Genomic DNA, 18335 nt, shown 5'->3' on the forward strand with positions numbered 1-18335 from the left:
AATTCAAATCAGTTAATTACCCGTCGAAGTTCACTTCTTCCATAATCCGCAGGGCCATGGGGCGGTGGGCTGCCAGATCGGACAGAGACGCCGTATCAGGCGTGAATGTTCCCCAGCTTGCCACGATATCGGATAATGCTGCCCCTTCGAGCACCGGGTATTCGTAGTTGCTTTCCGCGTAGATGCTTTGCGCCGTTGGCGAGACGAGGAATTCCATCAACTGGATGGCTTCGTCCTTATTGGGGGCCGATGTCGTCATCGCCACGCCCGACACGTTCACATGCGTGCCGCCGTTTTCAAACGTCGGGAATTCAATGCGCACCGCATTGGCCCATTCGGTCTGTTCTTCATCCGCAAGCATCTGGCCCATGTAATAGGTGTTGCCCACAGCGATGTCGCATTCGCCGGCCCAGATCGCCCTGACCTGCGCGCGGTCGTTGCCTTCGGGCTTGCGGGCAAGGTTTTCGCGCACGGCCGCGGCCCATGCGCGGGCGCCATCTTCACCGACATGGTCGATCACCGCAGACAACAGGGCGAGGTTGTAGTTATGCACGCCGGATCGGCTGCAGATGCGCCCGTCCCATTTGTCAGAGGCGAGATCTTCGTAGGTGGTGACTTCCCCGTCGGCGACCCGGTCCTTGCTGGCGTAGATCACCCGCGCACGGGTCGTCAGCGCGAACCAGAGATTTTCGGGGCTGCGCAGCGTTTCTGGGATCGCCGCGGTCAGAACGTCGCTTTCAACCGGCTGTGTCAGACCTTCGTCGACGATCTGTTTCAGGTTGGCAATATCGACTGTCATGATCAGATCGGCGGGTGAGCGGGCACCTTCGGCCTTGAGCCGTTCGACCATGCCTTCTTCCATGAAGTTCAGGTTCACGGCGATGCCAGTCTCGGCAGTAAAGGCATCCATCACGGGCTGGATCAGTTCCGCCTGACGGGTCGTGTAGATGGTCACGTCGGCATAAGCGGGGGCTGCGATTGCGGTGCAGGCGGAGGCCAACAAAGCGGTACGGAATGACATGTAGAATCTCCTTGTCTGTCGGCGCAGAATTAATCCGACTAAAAGAGTCGGGTCAATACCTAATCGTTTTTGTCGGATTTTCGTTCGCGCATTTTCGCCGCATCCCAGAGCGCATCCATTTCTGCCAGATCGCTGTCCGCCGGTGTGCGACCATCGGTGGCAAGCGCATCCTCGATCGCGGCAAAGCGACGGGTGAATTTCGTGTTGGCCGCACGCAACGCTTCTTCGGGGTCGATGTCGAGGTGGCGCGCAAGGTTTGCCATCACAAACATCAGATCACCGTATTCTTCGGTCATCTCTGCGTGGCTTTGGGTGTCGCGGGCTTCGATCAGTTCGGCGGCCTCTTCGGTGATCTTGTCCACGACCTGTGCCACATCGGGCCAGTCGAAACCGACGCGCGCGGCGCGCTTTTGCAGTTTGACCGCGCGGGTCAGGGCAGGCAGGTTGATTGCCACGCCGTCCAGCGTGCGCGCCTGTGCCTTGCCGGCCCGTTCGGCCGCCTTGATCTTTTCCCAATCGGCGACCTGCTGGTCTGCCGTCTTGTCGCGGCTTTCGTCGCCGAACACATGGGGGTGGCGCGCAACCATCTTGTCGCTGATCGCTTTGACCACGCTGTCGAAGGTGAAATGTCCGGCCTCTTCACCCATTTGCGTGTGATAGACTGTTTGCAGCAACAGATCGCCCAGTTCGCCCTCCAGCTCGGGCCAGTCGCTGCGGGCGATGGCATCGGCGACTTCATAAGCTTCTTCTATGGTATAGGGCGCGATGCTGGCGAAATCCTGTTCGATGTCCCACGGGCAACCCCTTTGCGGGTCGCGCAACCGGCGCATGATTTCAAGAAGACGTGGCATTCCGCCGTCGGGGTCGTGGATCAGGGCGTCATCTGGCATTGCACTCGGGTCTCCTTTGCGGTTCTGTTCTAGGGGACCGCCTAGGGGAGTGCCAGTCATGCCAGTCATCAATCGCATCGCGGATTTTGCAGACGACATGAAGACATGGCGACGCCATTTGCACGCGCATCCCGAATTGCAGTTCGACTGCCACAACACCGCGGCCTTTGTCGTGGCGCGACTGAAGGACTTTGGCGTCGATGAGATCCACGAGGGTATTGCCACCTCTGGCGTTGTCGCGATCATCAACGGGCAGGGCGACGGACCGACCATCGGGTTGCGTGCTGACATGGATGCATTGCCGATGCAGGAAGAAACCGGTCTGCCCCATGCATCGACCGTTCCGGGCAAGATGCATGCCTGCGGGCATGACGGGCACACGACGATGCTGCTGGGGGCGGCTCGCTATCTGGCCGAAACCCGTAATTTCTCGGGGCGCGTCGCGCTGATTTTCCAGCCTGCCGAGGAAGGTGGCGGCGGGGCCGGCGTCATGGTTGAGGAAGGCGCGCTGGACCGGTTCGAGATTGCGCAGGTTTATGCGCTTCACAATGTGCCGGGGTTGCCAGTTGGCCAGTTTCAGACCGTGCCGGGGCCGATCATGGCCGCCGTCGATACATTCTATATCCATGTGAAGGGGCGCGGCGGGCATGGAGCCTATCCGCAAGACACGATTGATCCGCTGATCGCTGCTGTCGGCATGGTGCAGGCAATCCAGACCATCATCAGCCGCAACCACGATGGTCGCAAGGATCTGGTGGTGTCCGTGACGCAGATTCACAGCGGATCGGCGGACAATATCATCCCGGAGACGGCCTTTATCAACGGCACCGTCCGGTCGTTTGACAAAGACGTGCAGGCGCTGGTCATGGAACGGCTGGAAGCGATCGTGATGGGACAGGCGGCCAGTTACGGGGTCAGCGTGGAATACCGTTATGAGAAGGGTTATCCGGCGACGGTCAATGATCCTGAAAAGACCCAATTTGCGGCAGAGGTTGCGCAGGAGGTCGCTGGCGAGGCGGGTGTCAATATCGCGCAGATCCCCGAGATGGGCGCAGAGGATTTCGCCTATTTCCTTGAAGAACGGCCCGGCGCATATCTTTTTGTGGGCAACGGCGATACCGCAGGGCTGCATAACACCAAGTTCGACTTTGATGACGAAACCGCGAGTGCTGGCGCGTCGTTTTTCGCGCGCATCGTCGAGCGGGCGCAGCCGGTGGCTTAGGGGTTCGGCTTTTCTGCGAAAAGCCGGATGCCTCCGGCGGAAGTTTGATTGGACAAAGAAAGACGGTTTGATGGCGTTGGAAGATGCGAAAGGCCAGATCGATCTGGCGTTTACCCGCGAAGGGCGGCGTGGGTTGGCCTATGAAAATGCCTTTGGCGGGGCGGTGTCCTTTCTGCGACGGAATTATTCCAAAGAGATTGCCGGTGCCGATCTGGTGGTAACGGGCATCCCGTTTGATCAGGCGGTGACCCATCGGCCCGGCACCCGGTTCGGGCCTCGCGCGATCCGAGAGGCATCCTGTCTGCAGCCTTATGATCCGCCTTATGGCTGGGACGGGTTTGACCCCCTGTCTGACTTCGAGATCGTGGATTACGGCGACATGGCCTTTGATTACGCCAATGTGCGTGGCGTGCCCGATCTGGTTCAGGCGCATATCGGGGGCATTCTTGCCAAAGGTCCGGGCACTGTGACGCTGGGTGGCGATCATTTCATCACGTTGCCGATCCTGCGCGCCTATGCCGAGAAATTTGGCCCCGTGGCGGTCGTGCAGTTCGATGCGCATTCCGATCTTTGGGCGGATGACGATATGAGCCGGATTGACCATGGTACGTTCATGTACAAGGCCGTGAAATCCGGTCTGGTCGATGTCGCGCGGTCCGTGCAGATCGGCATCAGGACCGAGTGCGATGACTACCTTGGCATGCGCTATATCGATGCGCGTACGTGCCACGAAAAGGGGGCCGCCTGGGTTGCTGCAGAGGTGAAGGCACAGGTCGCAGATGCGCCGACCTATGTCACCTTTGATATCGACGCGCTTGATCCGGCGTTTGCGCCGGGCACCGGCACACCGGTCTGGGGCGGTCTGGCGTCATGGCAGGCCGCGGCCATTCTGCGCGATATGGCTGGCATCAACGTTGTCGGTGGAGACGTGGTCGAGGTGTCGCCTCCTTATGATACCACCGGTGCGACGGCGATTGCGGGCGCACATGTGGCAATGGAGCTGTGCTGCCTTGCCCTTTGGCAGAAGAGGGGGAGCTGATGCCCAACCAGCCGATTTCAGGGAACGAACTGGCCCGCTTTTCGGGGCCGCAGACATTTATGCGCCTGCCGTCTGCGGTGAATGCTGCCGGACTGGATGTCGGGTTTATCGGCGTGCCGATGGATATCGGCACATCATGGCGCTCTGGCACGCGGATGGGGCCAAAGCAGTTGCGCGAGCAATCGGCGATGATCCGGCCCTACAATATCCAGACAGGGGCTGCGCCGTTTGACGGGTTGCAGATGGCCGACCTTGGGGATGTACCGATCAACACGTTCTCCCTTGCGAAAAGTATTCGCATTATTACAGATACTTACGATGAATTTCTAAAATATGATGTGATCCCGGCCACGCTGGGTGGGGACCACACGCTGACGCTGCCAATCCTGCGCAGCATTGCGCGCAAGCACGGACCCGTCGCGCTGGTTCATGTCGATGCCCATGCGGATGTCAACGACGAGATGTTTGGCGAGCGTGAAACACATGGCACCGTCTTTCGCCGCGCCTATGAAGAAAAGCTAATCCAGCCTGACAAGGTGTTTCAGATCGGATTGCGTGGCACGGGGTATACCGCCGATGATTTCACCGAGGCGGCGGGATGGGGGTTCACGCAGCATCTGGCCCCTGACCTTTGGCACAAGTCGCTGTCGCCCCTGGCCGCCGAGATCAAGGCGCAGATCGGCAACACCCCGACTTATATCACCTACGACATCGACAGTCTTGATCCGTCCTTTGCGCCTGGCACCGGCACACCGGAGATTGGCGGGCTGACGACGATGCAGGCGATGGAGTTGATCCGGGGCCTGCGCGGATTGCAGATTGTCGGTCTTGATCTGGTTGAAGTTTCGCCACCCTACGATACATCAGGCAATACAGCCTTGGTGGGTGCAAACATCATGTTTGAAATGCTCTCGATCCTGCCGGGCGTGCCATACCGTTAGGAGTGTCTCATGCGCTGGATCGCGATTGCCATTGTTGTTTCTGTGCTGGGCGGCATGGCTTATGTCCGGCTGGCGCCGGCCGATCACGCCGCGCTGAACCAACCCTCATACCCCAAGCCGGTTGGCGATTACCCATCCGCTGGCGGGTTCCATGCTGTGCGCCGGATGACGGCGTCCGAGGCGGATATGCTGAAGGCTGTCGATACGATCGCTCTTGGGACCGCACGCACAAAGCGCGTGGCCGGCAGCGTCGAAGACGGCATTCTAACTTATGAAACGCGCAGCCGGATCATGGGATTTCCAGATTACACGACAGTCTGGGTCGACAGCGGCATTGATGGTGATGGTCCACACCTGAACATCAAAGGACGCTTGCGGTTTGGGTCTGCCGATCTGGGTGTTAACAAGGCGCGTGTCGAAAGCTGGCTGGGCGCGCTTGGCCCCTTGATTGTTGAAGCTTGATACGCCAAGGCATACGCCATGATTGCTTCTGACAAGATTGAACAGTTGATAGACCGCTTCCAGTTTCTGGAAGCCAAGATGTCGGGCGACATCGACGGTGGCGACATCGCGGCATTGGCCAAGGAATACAGCGATCTGAAGCCCGTTGTTGACACGGTGCAGAGCTACAAGTCGTTGCTGGCGGAGATCAGCGACACCGAAGCGATGCTACGCGATCCCGAGATGCGCGCCTTGGCAGAGGCCGAGTTGCCGGACCTGCGCAGCCGCCTTGAGACCGCCGAGGAAGAGGTGCAACTGGCGCTGCTTCCCAAGGACGCTGCCGATGCGCGCCCGGCCTTGCTGGAAATACGCCCCGGCACCGGCGGAGACGAGGCAGCGCTGTTCGCAGGTGATCTGCTGCGCATGTATCAGCGCTATGCCGAGGCCCATGGCTGGAAGTTCGAGATACTTGAACAATCCCTGACCGAGCTTGGGGGAATCAAGGAAGTCGTTGCGCGGGTCGCAGGTGACGGGGTCTTTGCGAAACTGAAATATGAATCGGGCGTGCACCGCGTCCAGCGTGTCCCCGAGACCGAAAGCGGCGGGCGAATCCACACCTCTGCTGCGACCGTGGCTGTGATGCCAGAGGCGCAGGACGTCGAGATTGATATCAATCCGAATGATCTGCGCATTGATACGATGCGCGCCAGCGGATCGGGTGGGCAGCACGTCAACACGACCGATTCTGCCGTGCGCATCCTGCATATTCCGACAGGTCTGATTGTCGTCAGCTCCGAGAAATCACAACACCGCAACCGCGAGATCGCGATGCAGGTGCTGAAGACCCGCCTGTTCGATATGGAACGACAGAAGGCGGATGATGAACGCTCTGCCGATCGCAAGGCGCAGGTGGGGTCGGGGGACCGGTCCGAACGCATCCGCACCTACAATTTCCCGCAAGGCCGCATGACGGATCACCGGATCAATCTGACACTTTATTCGCTTGGGCAGATCATGCAGGGCGATCTGGATGAGGTCATCAACGCCTTGCAATCCGATGCACAGGCAACGTTGCTGGCCGAGATGGGCGCGTGACATTCCAGCAGGCGCTGGCCCATGGCACCGCTGTGCTGGCCAAGGCCGGGATTGCAAACGCGCATGGCGACGCGCGCAAATTGCTGTGCCACGCGGCCGGCGTCGCGTCTGACCGCTTGACGCTTTTGCTGCGTGATCCGGTGGGCGCGGTCGCCGAGGCAAGTTTTTCGGAACTGATCGCGGCGCGTGTGGCGCATGTGCCTGTCTCGCATTTGGTCGGCGGGCGACAGTTTTTCGGCAGGTGGTTTGAAGTGACCTGCGATGTGCTGGACCCACGTCCCGAAACAGAAACACTGGTTGCAGGTGCCTTGGCTGAACCTATTGCGCGCGTTCTCGACCTTGGCGTCGGGAGCGGTGCGATCCTGTTGTCGCTTCTGGCTGAATGGCAGACCGCGCGTGGGGTCGGTGTGGATGTGTCGGATGCAGCGATTGCCGTTGCCGCGCGGAACGCCTCTGGGCTTGATATTACACCACGAGCCGTCTTGCAGGCCGGGAACTGGTATGATGGCCTTGACGAAGAGTTCGACCTTATCGTGTCGAACCCGCCCTACATTGCCGCAGACGAGATGGACGATCTGCAACCAGAAGTGCGCGACCACGAACCCCGCATCGCGCTGACGGACGAAGCCGACGGGCTGACGCACTATCGGCATATCATTGCAAACCATGATCCCCACCTCATGCCGGGTGGTCGCCTGATGGTCGAAATCGGACCGACTCAAGCTGCGGCGGTGAAAGAGATGATGGGAATCGCAGGTCTGACTGAAATCACCGTGATTCCCGATCTGGATGGCCGTGACCGTGTCGTTTGGGGCAGAAAGCCGCGCAAAACGGCCTGAAATGGGTGTATTTTCCGTATTTGTACTTGCCCTGCGCATCCAACCATGCTTTTTCGTCTGTATCGGAGGATGAGCAGTTGCTCTCGCTGATAAGTCGCCAGAAACGCTTGATCGCCCAAAACTGCTGCCGCGTGCATCGCGATCATCAAAGCGCAACCAAAGCCGTAGGGCTTGACGAAAGCACAGTCATTTATGAGATCTTCGAAATCAAGGTCGCGGAATAAAAACCGCAATAATCGCCCCTCGGGCGGCAATATCATCAACCGCGTCTTCGACAGTTCAGGACCGGACGGAAAGGTGCGCGGCACGCCGCAGCAGATTATCGACAAGTATAACCAGCTTCACCGTGACGCCGTCCTTTCGGGCGACCGGGTGGATGCCGAAAACTTTGCCCAGCACGCCGAACACTATACCCGTTTGCTGGCCGAAGCGCAGCGCGAGGTTGATGCCAAGCGTGAAGAGCAGGAAGAACAGAACCGCCAGCGCCAGGCCGAACGTGACCGCGAGCGTGCCGAGCGTCTCAAAGCGCAGGAAGCCGCAGCAAACGACCCATCCGGCATGGATCAGCCATCCGCTGATATCGGCGAGTCAACTGATGACAGTGGGCTGGTTGAAACCCCGGAAGAAGCACCAAAGCCCAAGCGCAAGCCACGGGCGCGCAAGCCGAAATCCGATCCTGTCGAAGACACGCCACCCGAGGCAGCGGAATAGCCTAACCCGCGTCCAGCTGCCGTGCGAGGGCGCAGAACGCTTCGAGGCTGACCTGTTCGGCGCGTTCAGTCGGTTTGATGCCTGCCGCTTTCAGATGCGTTTCGATATCCGGACTGACAGCTTTGAGGGCCGACCGCAGCATTTTGCGCCGCTGATTGAATGCCGCCGCGACCGTGCGGTTCAGGGTCTCTGCATTTGCCGGGAACCGCGGGGCGGGCAAAGCTTTCAGATGAACGACGGCGCTTGACACCTTCGGGGCGGGCGTAAAAGCCTCTGGCGGCAAATCCAACACGATCTGCGGATCCGCGCGCCACTGCGACAGCAGTGCAAGCCGCCCGTAAGCCTTTGATCCCGGTTGTGCCACGATGCGCTGCGCCACCTCGCGCTGAAACATCAGGGTCAGGCTGTCCCAGAATGGCGGCCAGTCCGGCGGGGTCAACCAGCGGACCAGCAGTTCCGTTCCGACATTGTAAGGCAGGTTGGCCGCAACCTTGATCGGCGGTGTCAGATGCGCAAGCGGGTCGACGTCAAGCGCATCCGCGTTGATGACCTCCAGCCGGCCCGGATAGCGATCACTGATCTCGGCCAGCGCCGCCATGCAACGCGAATCCTTCTCGATCGCCAGCACACGGCGCGCGCCTTCGGCCAAAAGCCCCCGGGTCAGACCGCCGGGACCGGGCCCGATTTCAAGAATATCGGCCGCGGACAAATCGCCCGCCAGACGCGCGATTTTCGCAGTCAGGTTCAAATCCAGCAAAAAATTCTGGCCCAGCGATTTCTTCGCCGCGATTCCGTGTGTCTCGATCACGGTGCGCAAAGGGGGCAGGTCGTCGATCTGGCTCATGCTGGCATCATCTTGCTGGAAATACTCCCCCGCCGGAGGCGTCCATCCGGCTTATCCATGACGGGCCTCTGCCATCTTGTGGGCCATCCGCAAAGCAGCGATCATCGACGTTGCATCGGCAATGCCTTTGCCCGCAATATCGAAAGCCGTGCCATGATCGGGGGACGTGCGGACAAAGGGCAGCCCCAGCGTGACATTTACGCCGCCCGCGAAATCGAGCGTCTTGATCGGGATTAGCGCCTGATCGTGATACATGCAGACCGCGACGTCATACTGCGCGCGCGCCCCCGCATGAAACATCGTATCCGCCGACAGGGGGCCGCTGATGTGCAGTCCTTGCGCGCGTAATGCATCCAGCGTCGGCGCGATCATCTCGATTTCTTCCATGCCCATCTTGCCGTCCTCGCCCGCATGCGGGTTCAGGCCGGCCACGGCGATGCGGGGGGCAGCAATCCCGAAATCCCGGCGCATGGCTGCGTGGGTGACAAGGATCGTGTCCGTCAGCGTGGCGGCGGTCAGCTGTGCTGGCACCGCTGACAAAGGGATGTGGATCGTCGCGGGCACCACCCGCAAGGTGTCGCAGGCCAGCATCATCACGACAGGCACATCACCGGCGAGCGCGGCAAGATATTCAGTATGACCGGGATAGGCGAAATCAGCCCCGTCGATCAGCGCCGCCTTGTGGATCGGTGCGGTGCAAAGCGCGCAACATTCGCCTGCTTTGACCAGTTCGACACCGTGCGCGATGGCGTCGATAACCCCGCGCGCATGCATCGGATTTGGTACGCCCGGAATGCGCGGCGCACCAAGGTCCCGCGCGATCACCTGAAAGTGCCGCACCGGATCACCGTCGCCTGCGTGTTTCCATGGCGTTCCGGCGGGCAGGTGTGTTGGATCGCCGATCCAGACGACGGGACATTCATCGCGCACCGCTTCCCACGCGGTGACAGCGATTTCTGGTCCGATGCCTGCCGGTTCGCCGCAACTGATCGCGACGGGTTTAACCATTCGTGATGGTGGCAGAGGCGCGCAAGTCTTCAAGAAGGGCCGCCGCGAAACCAGCAAGCCGCTGACTGCGCAACTGGTTGCGCACCGCTTCGCGGTCAACTGCACCACCTTCACCGAACTGGCGCGAACACAGCATCAGGAAAACCCGTGTGTCGCCCGCGGCCCGCGTCAGGTTATAGGACACTTCGCCTGCATCAAGACGCGCCAGTTCCATGGCCACATCCTGTGGAATTTCAGCGACGGGCAGGGACGCGCGTTCCAGGACTTCCTGCGGCAAGCCGCGTGCTTCGCCGTAAAGGTCGTCGCATGTGTCCACACGGGCGGCCAGCTGCTGGGCTGCGGTGACGCCGCCATCAGACCCGGCGGGCAGATAGAAGGCCGCATATTCGATTGCTGTCGGGGCTGGTGGTGCCTGCGGTACCTCACGCACGGCCCGCATCTGGAACAGCGCGACACCGTTCGGAATCTGGATCGGAGCGGTCACCTGACCGGGTGCAAGATCAAGAATGATCGAGCGCAGTTGCGGCGGGTAATTGCTGATCGGCAACCAGTCAAGCCGACCGCCACGCGCTTTGCTGGGCAGGGCCGATACCTGACGCGCCTGCGCCTCGAACGCGGCGGTGCTGGTCAGTTGCGAAATCTGCTGGGCCCGTGCCAGCGCCTGTGCGGCGCGTGGTGGCGGGGCCGGGATGATGATTTCAGACAGCAGGACTTCGATACCGGAGCCGTCATTGCTGCCCGCGCGGCCAAGTGCGGCATCGACTTCGGCATCGCTGATTTGTGCCTGATTGCCATAGCGGCTGCGGATATAGTCCCGCCATGTCACGCCGATGCGCACAAAATCGGCCAGCGTTTTCTGATCGACCCCGTTCTGGGCAAGCAGGGTGTTGAACTGATCCAGCGACAGGTTCGCGCGACCGGCAAAGGCTTCAAGTTCTGCCTGCAACGCTTCGTCCGTCAGACGCAGACCGCGCTGGTCGATGGCCTGTTGCTTCAGCCGGTCTTCGATCAGTTGTTCGCGCGCCAGTGCGTTCGGATCGCCCGGCGTGCGGAACAATTCCAGCAATCGCGCCCGTTGCTGCAGCTCGTAGACGGTGATGACATCGTCATTCACCTGAACCGCGGGCGAGAACTGCCCCTGTGCCACGGCGGCCCCGGCTGTCAGCATCAGGGCGGTCAGGAATTGGATCAGGCGCATGGGTCGTCCTTCGTTGCTCTACCTAGTTACAGCTTCTGGCCGGGCCTGCATCGGACCGACCGGCGCTAAAGCCGTTCAGTGACACAGATAACCCGTAGTCTGTTGACGGGTCCACTGTAGTCGAAGACGTGTAGCGGCGCGAGACCGAAAGATCGACCGTCACGCATTCGTTGCGCCATTCCACGCCAATCCCAGCGCGCGCGGGTTGGTCTTCGGTCACGTCATAGCGCGTGTCAAAGCTGACCGCCCAGGCCGGGTTCAACTGCACCCTTGTGTCAATCAGCCATTCGGAAATCGGGTCGGGTCTGCCAAGCTCTTCGTCGGCGGTCTGCCAGATATAGCTGGCCGCCAGGTTCAGGCTGTCATCCTGCCAGTCGATCTTGGCCGCAGCCAGCGTGGGATCAAGATTGGCGCCAAGTTGCGCACGACCTTCAACACGAAAGCCTTGCGGGAGCGCGAACTGCCCCGCAACAAGCCAGTCAGAGGCGTTTCCTTTCAGGCCCGAGGTCTGCGTGAACTGGTCATTCACCTCTTCGCGGTACACGCGACCGATCGTCAGATGGGCGCTGCCGCCTTCGTTGCCTTGCCGACTCCAGTGCAAGCCGACGGCCCCGCGCAGCCCGGTTTCAACCGCGTCGTCACCCGGAAATCGCGACAGTGCAAACAGGTTTGCCGCATCGAATTCGGGGCGCGTACTGTCTTCATTCGGTGGCATGATGCCAAAAGTATCGGACCAACCGAGGGCAAGCATCGGTGTCAGCAGTTGTCGCGACCGGTTGGTCTTGCGCACCAGCGGATAGGAAAGTGTAATCTGTGCCGAGGGCACGGTGCGCACGCCATCACCGAAGGCGGTGTTGTCTTCCAATCGATAGGCGTCCGCGCGCAGACCTGCCTCTGTCCGTGTGATGAAACCTGCGTCGCTGATCCATTGCCGCTGCCAGTCGACGCCCGCCCCAAGCCGCGCCACATCACGTCCATCTGCGCCGACGTCGCTGCCATAACGCACGATCGCGTCAGCACTTAAATCCCAGGTCAGCGTCCCGCCAAAGCGCGGAAAGCTGCGTTTGCGATAGCCGATATCGGCCACGATCGGTGGCAGCGTGCTGTTGGATTCATCGTCCCGCAAGGACACATAGTAGGTGAAACTTGTCTGGAAGAGGTCTGTGTCCCGCGCCCGCGTGATCCCGATAGCGCTGTCGAGCCGGTCCTTATCCGAGTAGCTGTAATCGAGCAGGTAAGCCGGATCGCTGACTGCTTCGACATCGAAGGTCAGTTTGAAATCGCGGGCCAGATCGAACGCGCCTTCGACAAAGATGTAGCTGCGCAGTTCCTCTGGCAGCAATGTATCGCGGCTTACCGCGGCTTCAGCCGTCAGATCACCACTGACGAACGCCTGACGATATTCCAGTTCAAGCGTCGTCGTCTCGCTTGATCCGTAGGGCGTCAGCGTCACATCGCGATGATCCCCGAGCGTCAGGAAGTAGGGCACCTTGATCCCCAGCCCCAACTGATCGGACGAGCGAATGCGTGGCGTCAAAAGCCCGTTTGCGCGATCAAGCGTCGGATCGGGCAGGCGTGCGCGGGGCAGCCAGAAGATCGGCACGCCGCGAACGTGGAAAGTGGCATTTGTAAAATAAAGCTGCTGTGCCTCTTCGTCGTGGACCACACGCTCGGCCCGGATTTCCCACAATGGGGCCTGTGTGCCGCAGACCTGACAGGAGGTGACGGCCGTCTTGTAGAGCTGCGAATACCGCCCTTCGGCCCTGTCAATCTGGTTGGCCGCAAGCTGTAGTTGCTGGTTCAGTACCAGCCGGGCCCCCTGCAGGATGCCGTTTTCGAGTTGCGGATCAAGTGCGGCGCGGTTCGCCGTCAGGATTGTTCCGTCTGGCCCTTGAATGAAGATCGGTCCGTCAATGGTCAGCCGGTCCGTGGTTTGGTCGAAGGTGATCTGCCGCGCCGTGAGGCGGGTGCCGTCATAGATCACCTCGATATTACCGGATGCGATCAGGCGCGTGCTGTCTTCGATCACCACGTCATCGGCAACAAGCGTTGCGACGCCCTGCGCAAGCGCTGCGCAGGGCAGAAGACACAAAAGAAACACCAGAAGCCGCATCAGCCGTCCTCTTGATGCAAGAGCATCCCCATCGCAAGCCCGATCGCCGCCAGCGGCGGTGCCCATGCGGCCAGCATGGCAGGCAACTGCCCGTTTTCGCCCAGGATCTGGGCAAAGTTGCGCAGGAAATAGATCGCAAAGGACAGCAGGATTGCCAGCATGATCATCACGCCGGTCCGCCCGCCGCGCTGGTGGCGCAAGGTGAAGCTTGCGCCGATCATGACCATTGCCACCAGAAAGACCGGCAATGCCAATTCCATCTGGAACCAGACCTGATGGCGTTGTGCTGAGAAGCCGGCGCTTTGCAGGCGGTCGATGAACGCAGGCAATTCCCAGATCGGAATGGACGACGGGGTGCCAAAGCTGTTGCGAATTTCGTCCGCTGTCAGTGTTGAGGGTATGCGCAGGCTGTCGTGGTCGGTCGCGGCGGCCTCTGGCACGATATCGCGGTCCAATGGCCAGCTTTTTGCGTTTGTCAGCGCCCATGCCCCGGCTACGAGCGCGGCCCGTTCAGCCTCGATGCGGCGCAATGGTCCTGACTCGCCTGCGAATGTCAGGAAAGTGACGTTACTGAGTTCCGTGCCATCGAGGTTCGAGCCCGCTGCGCGGATTACCGTCTGTTCGCCGCTTCCGCCCTGTCGTAGCCAAAGTCCTGTTTCGCCAAGGATCAGCGCGCTGCCTTCGCCACGCAGATCGCTGCTGCGCAGTTCATATTGCTGGGTGGTGGCCGCGACGATCGGGTTCAGGATCGCGATTGCGGCAATACCAAGCGTGAGCGCCACCAGAAGCGGCGCACTCAACGCCCGCAACGCCGATCGCCCCGCCGCGCGGGTGACGACCAATTCGGACGACCGCGCAAGGCTGAGGAACAGCGCAATGGTCGCGATGATCATGATCAGCGGCAGGATACGGTAGATGCCCTGCGGGATGTTCAGAAGCGCAAGGATAAGGATCTGGCCGAACGTCACCTCGTCCCCTGAAAAGCGTCGCAGCTGGTCCACCAGACCGATGAACGTCAGGATCAGCAGGAAAATCGTGAACACGCCGAGAAAGGCAAAAAAGAAACGGCGGGCGAAATAGCGGTGCAGGATCATGATTGCACCTGAACGCGGCGCTTGAAAAGGGCGGGCCGTCCCGAAAGAAACAGCAACGCCCAGATGATAAGAAAGCCGGTGATGATCGACAGGTACGTGCTGAACCAGAGCTGTGGATTGCTGCGGGCAATGTTCAGGCCGACAGTTTCCAGCGCTTTGATAACGATGATCAAAAAGATCGCACCGATGATCTGTCGCCAGACACCGAACCGGCTGAACCCGCCGACAAGCAAGGCCGAAAAGCCCAAAAGCGCACCGACAGTGCCAAGCAGCGCCTGCCCGAAGCGGTCATGCCCTTCGGAAATCAGGCGGGCGGCATCTTTGCCGGTTTCTTCTTCCAGCTCGGGCGTGGGGTTGAGCAGTTCCCATGTCATCAGTTCCTGGGACGCACGTCCGTCACGCTCTGCCACGGCCATCAGGTCGCCGATGTTATAGGCGAAATCGGCAAAAGAGGTAATGAACAGCCGCTGGTCGCTGGTCCGCAACGTCTGTGCCAGCCCGTCGACCATAACAAGCTGCGCATCCCCGTCGGTGCGCACGAGGTAGGCCTTTGCTGCCGTGTAGGTCAGATGCGAGTCCGGATCACGGATGTCGGACAGGAGGATGTCGCGCAATTCGCCTTCGGGCGTAATGTCGCGGATGTAGACGGTGATCCCGTCTGCCGGTTCCATGAACTGCCCTTCGGTCAGTAGCCGGGCAGAGACGTTCTGCGCAATCTCCGCGCGTCTTTCGTTCAACTGCGCGGTGGATAGCGGCACAAGGTAGTGCATCAGCACCAACATCAGTGCAAAGACGATCAGGCCGAAATACAAAACAGGCCGCGCCAGTCGGTAAGCGGAAAAGCCGGTGGCCTGCACGACAACAAGTTCGGATTCCGTGGCCATGCGGTTGGTCACATAGACCGAAGCCGCAAAGGCCGAAAGCGGCAGGGCAAGCCGGATCACCGCAGGCAAGGACAGGGCCGTGAATTCCAGAAAGACCCCGGCTGACTGCCCGTCCGCGATCAACCGGTCGAATAGGACGACAGCGCGGTTGATCCAATAGACCATCACCAGAACGAGGCTGAAAAAGCCGAACACGACCATCAGTTGTGACAGCATATATCTGTCAAATCGTGCCACGGACCGCTTATCCCCAATTCGTTTTGCGACAAACTAGCCCAAGCAGGCAGGGGATGGAACGGATAACTGGCGTTTTGGCAGCGCTCAAGCTAGGGATTGCCGAAACCTGACAGAAAGGAAGCGCGCATGTCCGATCCGATCCAGATCCAGTTCAAGGAAACCGATTTGAACCGCGTTGCAGACGCACCCGGTGTGATCGCCGTTTTCGTGGACGAAGATGGCAAACTGGACGCCGGTGCACGCAAGGTGAACACGCTGACCCGCAAGGCGATTGCACGTCTGGCCGCAGGTGAGCCCTTCAAGGCAATGAAGCTGGGGGAGGCGACGCAGATGGCTTATCCCGGTGGCCTTGCGGCTGTGTCAGTTGTCGTGGTCAAGCTGCCCCGCAATCCAGACGTGGCGACGGCGCGCGCGGCAGGGGCCGCCTTGGCCAAGGTCCATTCCGGCGTGCCGATGCTGATCCTTGCCGGTGCGATCAGACGCGCAGATGAGATCGCGCTGGGGATGGCGTTGCGCTGTTATGCCTTCGAACGTCACCAGACCCATGAACCCAAATCTTACGGCCCGGTGACAATGATGGCCTCCAAGCCCGAAGCGCTGGCGAAATCCGCGCAGAACGGTGCGGCTGTGACCGAAGGCGTATTCTTCACGCGTGATTTGACGAATGAACCCGCCAACGTGCTGACTACCGATGATTTCGCGGCCCGTCTGGCGGCGATGCAGGAACTGGGTCTGGACGTGGAAATCCTTGAAGAGGACGCATTGAAGGAACTTGGCATGGGCGCATTGTTGTGCGTCGGGCAAGGTTCGGCCAGCCCGTCCAAGGTTGTGGTCATGCGGTGGAATGGTGGCGGGTCCGAAGCCCCGTTTGCGCTGGTCGGAAAGGGTGTTGTCTTTGACACCGGCGGTATCAGTCTCAAGCCCGGTGCCGGCATGGAAGACATGACGATGGACATGGGCGGTGCCGGTGTCGTTGCTGGTGTCATGCGCACGCTGGCGCTGCGCAAGGCCAAGGCCAATGTGGTCGGGCTGGTCGGATTGGTTGAAAACATGCCATCGGGGACGGCCACGCGGCCCGGTGATGTGGTCACATCCATGAAAGGCACGACGATCGAGGTCATCAACACGGATGCGGAAGGGCGGTTGGTGCTGGCGGATGTGCTTTGGTACGCGCAGGACCGCTTCAAGCCGCGGGCGATGATCAATCTTGCCACGTTGACGGGCGCAATCGTCATTGCGCTGGGCCACGAGAACGCAGGCGTTTTCAGCAATTCAGAAGCGCTGGCCGGTGATTTCCTCAAGGCTGCGGATGCAGAGGGCGAGGGGGCATGGCGCATGCCCATGGGTCCCGCTTATGACAAACAGCTGAAATCGCAATATGGCGATATCCGCAACAGTGTCGGTCGCCCCGCCGGCGCAATTACCGCGGCGCAGTTCCTTGGCCGTTTTGTCAATGACGACGTGCCGTGGTGCCATCTGGATATCGCGGGCGTCGCATCCGTGAAGTCCGAGACGACATTCGCGCCCAAGGGTGCCACAGGCTGGGGCGTCATGGCGCTGAACCGGCTGATTGCGGACATGTACGAGGGATAGGATGGGCGCGGTCTATTTCTATCACCTGACAGAGACGCCGCTTGAAGCGACCTTGCCCACGCTGTTGTCCAAGTCCCGCGATGCGGGTTGGCGGATTCTGGTGCGCGGTACTGATGCGGCCTTGCTTGAACGCTTGGATAACGTGCTTTGGCAGGGACCGGTCGACAGCTTTGTGCCGCACGGGCTGGCCGGTGGACCATATGACGCGGAGCAGCCCATACTGCTGGGGGCGGATGTTTCGTCAGATGGCTTTGACTGCGTCATGAGCGTGTCAGGTGCCGAGGTCGCGCCCGAGGAGGTCACGGCACTGCAACGCACCTGCGTGCTGTTCGACGGACACGACGGTGCCGCGCTGGATCACGCCCGCACACAGTGGAAAACACTGACCCAGGCAGGCGTGTCCGCGCAATACTGGGCGCAGGACAACGGGCGGTGGGCAATGAAGGCGCAAGCCTGACCGGCCGGACGCGGATCAGAACGCGAATTCGGGATTGAAATCTTCTGGCAGCGCGGTTGTGCTGGCGCAGGCGGCAAGGCCCAGAAAAGCGCAAATCATCACCATACGTGTCATGTCATCATCCTAACGTGTCAGCACCAAAGCGTTGTCGCGGATTTCAATGCTTCTGAACGATTCCAGATAGGACATCCCAAGCAGTGATCCGTCCATCTGGCCATCGTTGACGACGGCGGGCAGGTTGCGATCAATGATCCCTTCCAACGCGACGCTTTGAAGTGTCACAGGGGCGGTCCGCACGATGCCGTTCGCTGTCGAGGCCTGACCCGAGTAATTCAGGCTTTCCGGTTCAAGCCCGACGCGGCGGGCGTCATCCTGTGTCAGAACGACCTGCGACGCACCGGTATCGACCAGGAAGTCGATGGGTACGCCGTTCACATCCAACGTCAGATGATAGTGGCCGTCGCGAAAACGGGGCGCGATGATTTCGCCGCCTTCCGCAACCGCCTGACGGGGCGAATGGCGGTTGGTGATATCGTTATAGAGTCCGATGCCGCCCAGCATACCGAGGAAAATCAGGACCCAGATGGCGGCCTGCTGCATCGACTTGGACAAATCCTGACGCATGGACGCCCAGAAACTGCCGCCAATACAGACCAGCAGGATCAGAAGGTACACCACGCGCATGAGCATATCGTCATTCATGGCACT

At 60.4% G+C, this 18335-nt stretch carries 18 protein-coding genes; 9 read left to right on the forward strand and 9 right to left on the reverse strand.

Going from position 1 to position 18335, the window contains the following annotated elements; all coding sequences use genetic code 11:
- Positions 1 to 16: 16 nt before the first annotated feature.
- Both BMY44_RS04390 and mazG read right to left on the reverse strand, forming a co-directional pair.
- A complete protein-coding gene (locus BMY44_RS04390) occupies positions 17 to 1021 on the reverse strand; it encodes a Fe(3+) ABC transporter substrate-binding protein (protein WP_089990734.1) in 1005 nt (334 codons plus the stop codon).
- Between the two features lie 59 nt (positions 1022 to 1080).
- Positions 1081 to 1911, reverse strand: a complete 831-nt coding sequence (gene mazG / locus BMY44_RS04395) for a nucleoside triphosphate pyrophosphohydrolase (protein ID WP_089990736.1) — start codon at positions 1909 to 1911, stop codon at positions 1081 to 1083.
- Between the two features lie 58 nt (positions 1912 to 1969).
- Here mazG and BMY44_RS04400 point away from each other — a divergent pair, with 58 nt between their 5' ends.
- The 7 genes from BMY44_RS04400 to BMY44_RS04430 all read left to right on the forward strand — a co-directional run bounded on the left by BMY44_RS04400 (position 1970) and on the right by BMY44_RS04430 (position 8199).
- A complete protein-coding gene (locus tag BMY44_RS04400) occupies positions 1970 to 3133 on the forward strand; it encodes a M20 aminoacylase family protein (protein WP_089990739.1) in 1164 nt (387 codons plus the stop codon).
- Between the two features lie 70 nt (positions 3134 to 3203).
- A complete protein-coding gene (gene speB / locus BMY44_RS04405; protein WP_089990742.1) occupies positions 3204 to 4172 on the forward strand; it encodes an agmatinase in 969 nt (322 codons plus the stop codon).
- Positions 4172 to 5113, forward strand: a complete 942-nt coding sequence (speB, locus tag BMY44_RS04410) for an agmatinase (protein ID WP_089990744.1) — start codon at positions 4172 to 4174, stop codon at positions 5111 to 5113. Before speB (BMY44_RS04405) ends, speB (BMY44_RS04410) begins: the two co-directional genes overlap by 1 nt.
- A 9-nt stretch (positions 5114 to 5122) precedes the next feature.
- Positions 5123 to 5575: a DUF1499 domain-containing protein gene (locus BMY44_RS04415; protein ID WP_089990747.1), complete on the forward strand. Its 453-nt coding sequence runs from the start codon at positions 5123 to 5125 to the stop codon at positions 5573 to 5575.
- 18 nt (positions 5576 to 5593) lie between these two features.
- Positions 5594 to 6649 (forward strand): peptide chain release factor 1, encoded by a 1056-nt coding sequence (gene prfA, locus BMY44_RS04420; protein WP_089990748.1) that lies wholly within the window; start codon positions 5594 to 5596, stop codon positions 6647 to 6649.
- Positions 6646 to 7488, forward strand: coding sequence for a peptide chain release factor N(5)-glutamine methyltransferase (gene prmC, locus BMY44_RS04425; RefSeq protein ID WP_089990751.1), 843 nt, complete (start codon positions 6646 to 6648; stop codon positions 7486 to 7488). The genes prfA and prmC overlap by 4 nt, the downstream gene beginning before the upstream one ends.
- Before the next feature lie 192 nt (positions 7489 to 7680).
- Complete coding sequence (locus BMY44_RS04430; protein ID WP_089990753.1) at positions 7681 to 8199, forward strand: DUF4167 domain-containing protein; 519 nt, start codon at positions 7681 to 7683, stop codon at positions 8197 to 8199.
- Between the two features lies 1 nt (position 8200).
- Here the strand turns inward: BMY44_RS04430 and rsmA are convergent, their stop codons facing one another.
- The 6 genes from rsmA to lptF are packed head-to-tail and all read right to left on the reverse strand — an operon-like array spanning position 8201 to position 15556.
- On the reverse strand, positions 8201 to 9043 hold the full coding sequence (gene rsmA / locus BMY44_RS04435; RefSeq protein ID WP_089990756.1) for a 16S rRNA (adenine(1518)-N(6)/adenine(1519)-N(6))-dimethyltransferase RsmA: 843 nt from the start codon (positions 9041 to 9043) through the stop codon (positions 8201 to 8203).
- A 51-nt stretch (positions 9044 to 9094) separates the two neighbouring features.
- A complete protein-coding gene (gene pdxA / locus BMY44_RS04440) occupies positions 9095 to 10051 on the reverse strand; it encodes a 4-hydroxythreonine-4-phosphate dehydrogenase PdxA (protein ID WP_089990759.1) in 957 nt (318 codons plus the stop codon).
- Complete coding sequence (locus tag BMY44_RS04445; RefSeq protein WP_089990761.1) at positions 10044 to 11249, reverse strand: peptidylprolyl isomerase; 1206 nt, start codon at positions 11247 to 11249, stop codon at positions 10044 to 10046. Before BMY44_RS04445 ends, pdxA begins: the two co-directional genes overlap by 8 nt.
- A gap of 22 nt (positions 11250 to 11271) precedes the next feature.
- Positions 11272 to 13362: an LPS-assembly protein LptD gene (locus tag BMY44_RS04450; RefSeq protein ID WP_089994519.1), complete on the reverse strand. Its 2091-nt coding sequence runs from the start codon at positions 13360 to 13362 to the stop codon at positions 11272 to 11274.
- The gene (lptG, locus tag BMY44_RS04455) at positions 13362 to 14456 is read right to left on the reverse strand and encodes an LPS export ABC transporter permease LptG (RefSeq protein WP_089990765.1); all 1095 of its coding nucleotides are present in this window, start codon (positions 14454 to 14456) and stop codon (positions 13362 to 13364) included. The genes BMY44_RS04450 and lptG overlap by 1 nt, the downstream gene beginning before the upstream one ends.
- Complete coding sequence (gene lptF, locus BMY44_RS04460; RefSeq protein ID WP_089990768.1) at positions 14453 to 15556, reverse strand: LPS export ABC transporter permease LptF; 1104 nt, start codon at positions 15554 to 15556, stop codon at positions 14453 to 14455. The genes lptG and lptF overlap by 4 nt, the downstream gene beginning before the upstream one ends.
- Positions 15557 to 15703: 147 nt before the next feature.
- Between lptF and BMY44_RS04465 the strand changes: the two genes are divergently transcribed.
- Together BMY44_RS04465 and BMY44_RS04470 are read left to right on the forward strand one after the other, a co-directional pair.
- Positions 15704 to 17170 carry a leucyl aminopeptidase gene (locus tag BMY44_RS04465; protein WP_089990770.1) on the forward strand — a complete coding sequence of 489 codons (1467 nt, stop codon included), beginning with the start codon at positions 15704 to 15706 and terminating at the stop codon, positions 17168 to 17170.
- A 1-nt stretch (position 17171) separates the two neighbouring features.
- The gene (locus tag BMY44_RS04470; RefSeq protein WP_089990772.1) at positions 17172 to 17627 is read left to right on the forward strand and encodes a DNA polymerase III subunit chi; all 456 of its coding nucleotides are present in this window, start codon (positions 17172 to 17174) and stop codon (positions 17625 to 17627) included.
- 123 nt (positions 17628 to 17750) lie between these two features.
- Here the strand turns inward: BMY44_RS04470 and BMY44_RS04475 are convergent, their stop codons facing one another.
- On the reverse strand, positions 17751 to 18329 hold the full coding sequence (locus tag BMY44_RS04475) for a retropepsin-like aspartic protease family protein (protein WP_089990775.1): 579 nt from the start codon (positions 18327 to 18329) through the stop codon (positions 17751 to 17753).
- Between the last annotated feature and the right edge of the window lie 6 nt (positions 18330 to 18335).

Origin of the sequence: Cognatiyoonia koreensis (assembly GCF_900109295.1) — a bacterium.
Lineage (GTDB): Bacteria > Pseudomonadota > Alphaproteobacteria > Rhodobacterales > Rhodobacteraceae > Cognatiyoonia > Cognatiyoonia koreensis.

Bases quoted from the DNA above. Each gene is read 5' to 3' on its own strand.
- BMY44_RS04390 (WP_089990734.1), bottom strand. From the start codon at position 1,021: ATGTCATTCCGTACCGCTTTGTTGGCCTCCGCCTGCACCGCAATCGCA.
- mazG (WP_089990736.1), bottom strand. From the start codon at position 1,911: ATGCCAGATGACGCCCTGATCCACGACCCCGACGGCGGAATGCCACGT.
- BMY44_RS04400 (WP_089990739.1), top strand. From the start codon at position 1,970: ATGCCAGTCATCAATCGCATCGCGGATTTTGCAGACGACATGAAGACA.
- speB (WP_089990742.1), top strand. From the start codon at position 3,204: ATGGCGTTGGAAGATGCGAAAGGCCAGATCGATCTGGCGTTTACCCGC.
- speB (WP_089990744.1), top strand. From the start codon at position 4,172: ATGCCCAACCAGCCGATTTCAGGGAACGAACTGGCCCGCTTTTCGGGG.
- BMY44_RS04415 (WP_089990747.1), top strand. From the start codon at position 5,123: ATGCGCTGGATCGCGATTGCCATTGTTGTTTCTGTGCTGGGCGGCATG.
- prfA (WP_089990748.1), top strand. From the start codon at position 5,594: ATGATTGCTTCTGACAAGATTGAACAGTTGATAGACCGCTTCCAGTTT.
- BMY44_RS04430 (WP_089990753.1), top strand. From the start codon at position 7,681: ATGAGATCTTCGAAATCAAGGTCGCGGAATAAAAACCGCAATAATCGC.
- rsmA (WP_089990756.1), bottom strand. From the start codon at position 9,043: ATGAGCCAGATCGACGACCTGCCCCCTTTGCGCACCGTGATCGAGACA.
- pdxA (WP_089990759.1), bottom strand. From the start codon at position 10,051: ATGGTTAAACCCGTCGCGATCAGTTGCGGCGAACCGGCAGGCATCGGA.
- BMY44_RS04445 (WP_089990761.1), bottom strand. From the start codon at position 11,249: ATGCGCCTGATCCAATTCCTGACCGCCCTGATGCTGACAGCCGGGGCC.
- BMY44_RS04450 (WP_089994519.1), bottom strand. From the start codon at position 13,362: ATGCGGCTTCTGGTGTTTCTTTTGTGTCTTCTGCCCTGCGCAGCGCTT.
- lptG (WP_089990765.1), bottom strand. From the start codon at position 14,456: ATGATCCTGCACCGCTATTTCGCCCGCCGTTTCTTTTTTGCCTTTCTC.
- lptF (WP_089990768.1), bottom strand. From the start codon at position 15,556: ATGCTGTCACAACTGATGGTCGTGTTCGGCTTTTTCAGCCTCGTTCTG.
- BMY44_RS04465 (WP_089990770.1), top strand. From the start codon at position 15,704: ATGTCCGATCCGATCCAGATCCAGTTCAAGGAAACCGATTTGAACCGC.
- BMY44_RS04470 (WP_089990772.1), top strand. From the start codon at position 17,172: ATGGGCGCGGTCTATTTCTATCACCTGACAGAGACGCCGCTTGAAGCG.
- BMY44_RS04475 (WP_089990775.1), bottom strand. From the start codon at position 18,329: ATGAATGACGATATGCTCATGCGCGTGGTGTACCTTCTGATCCTGCTG.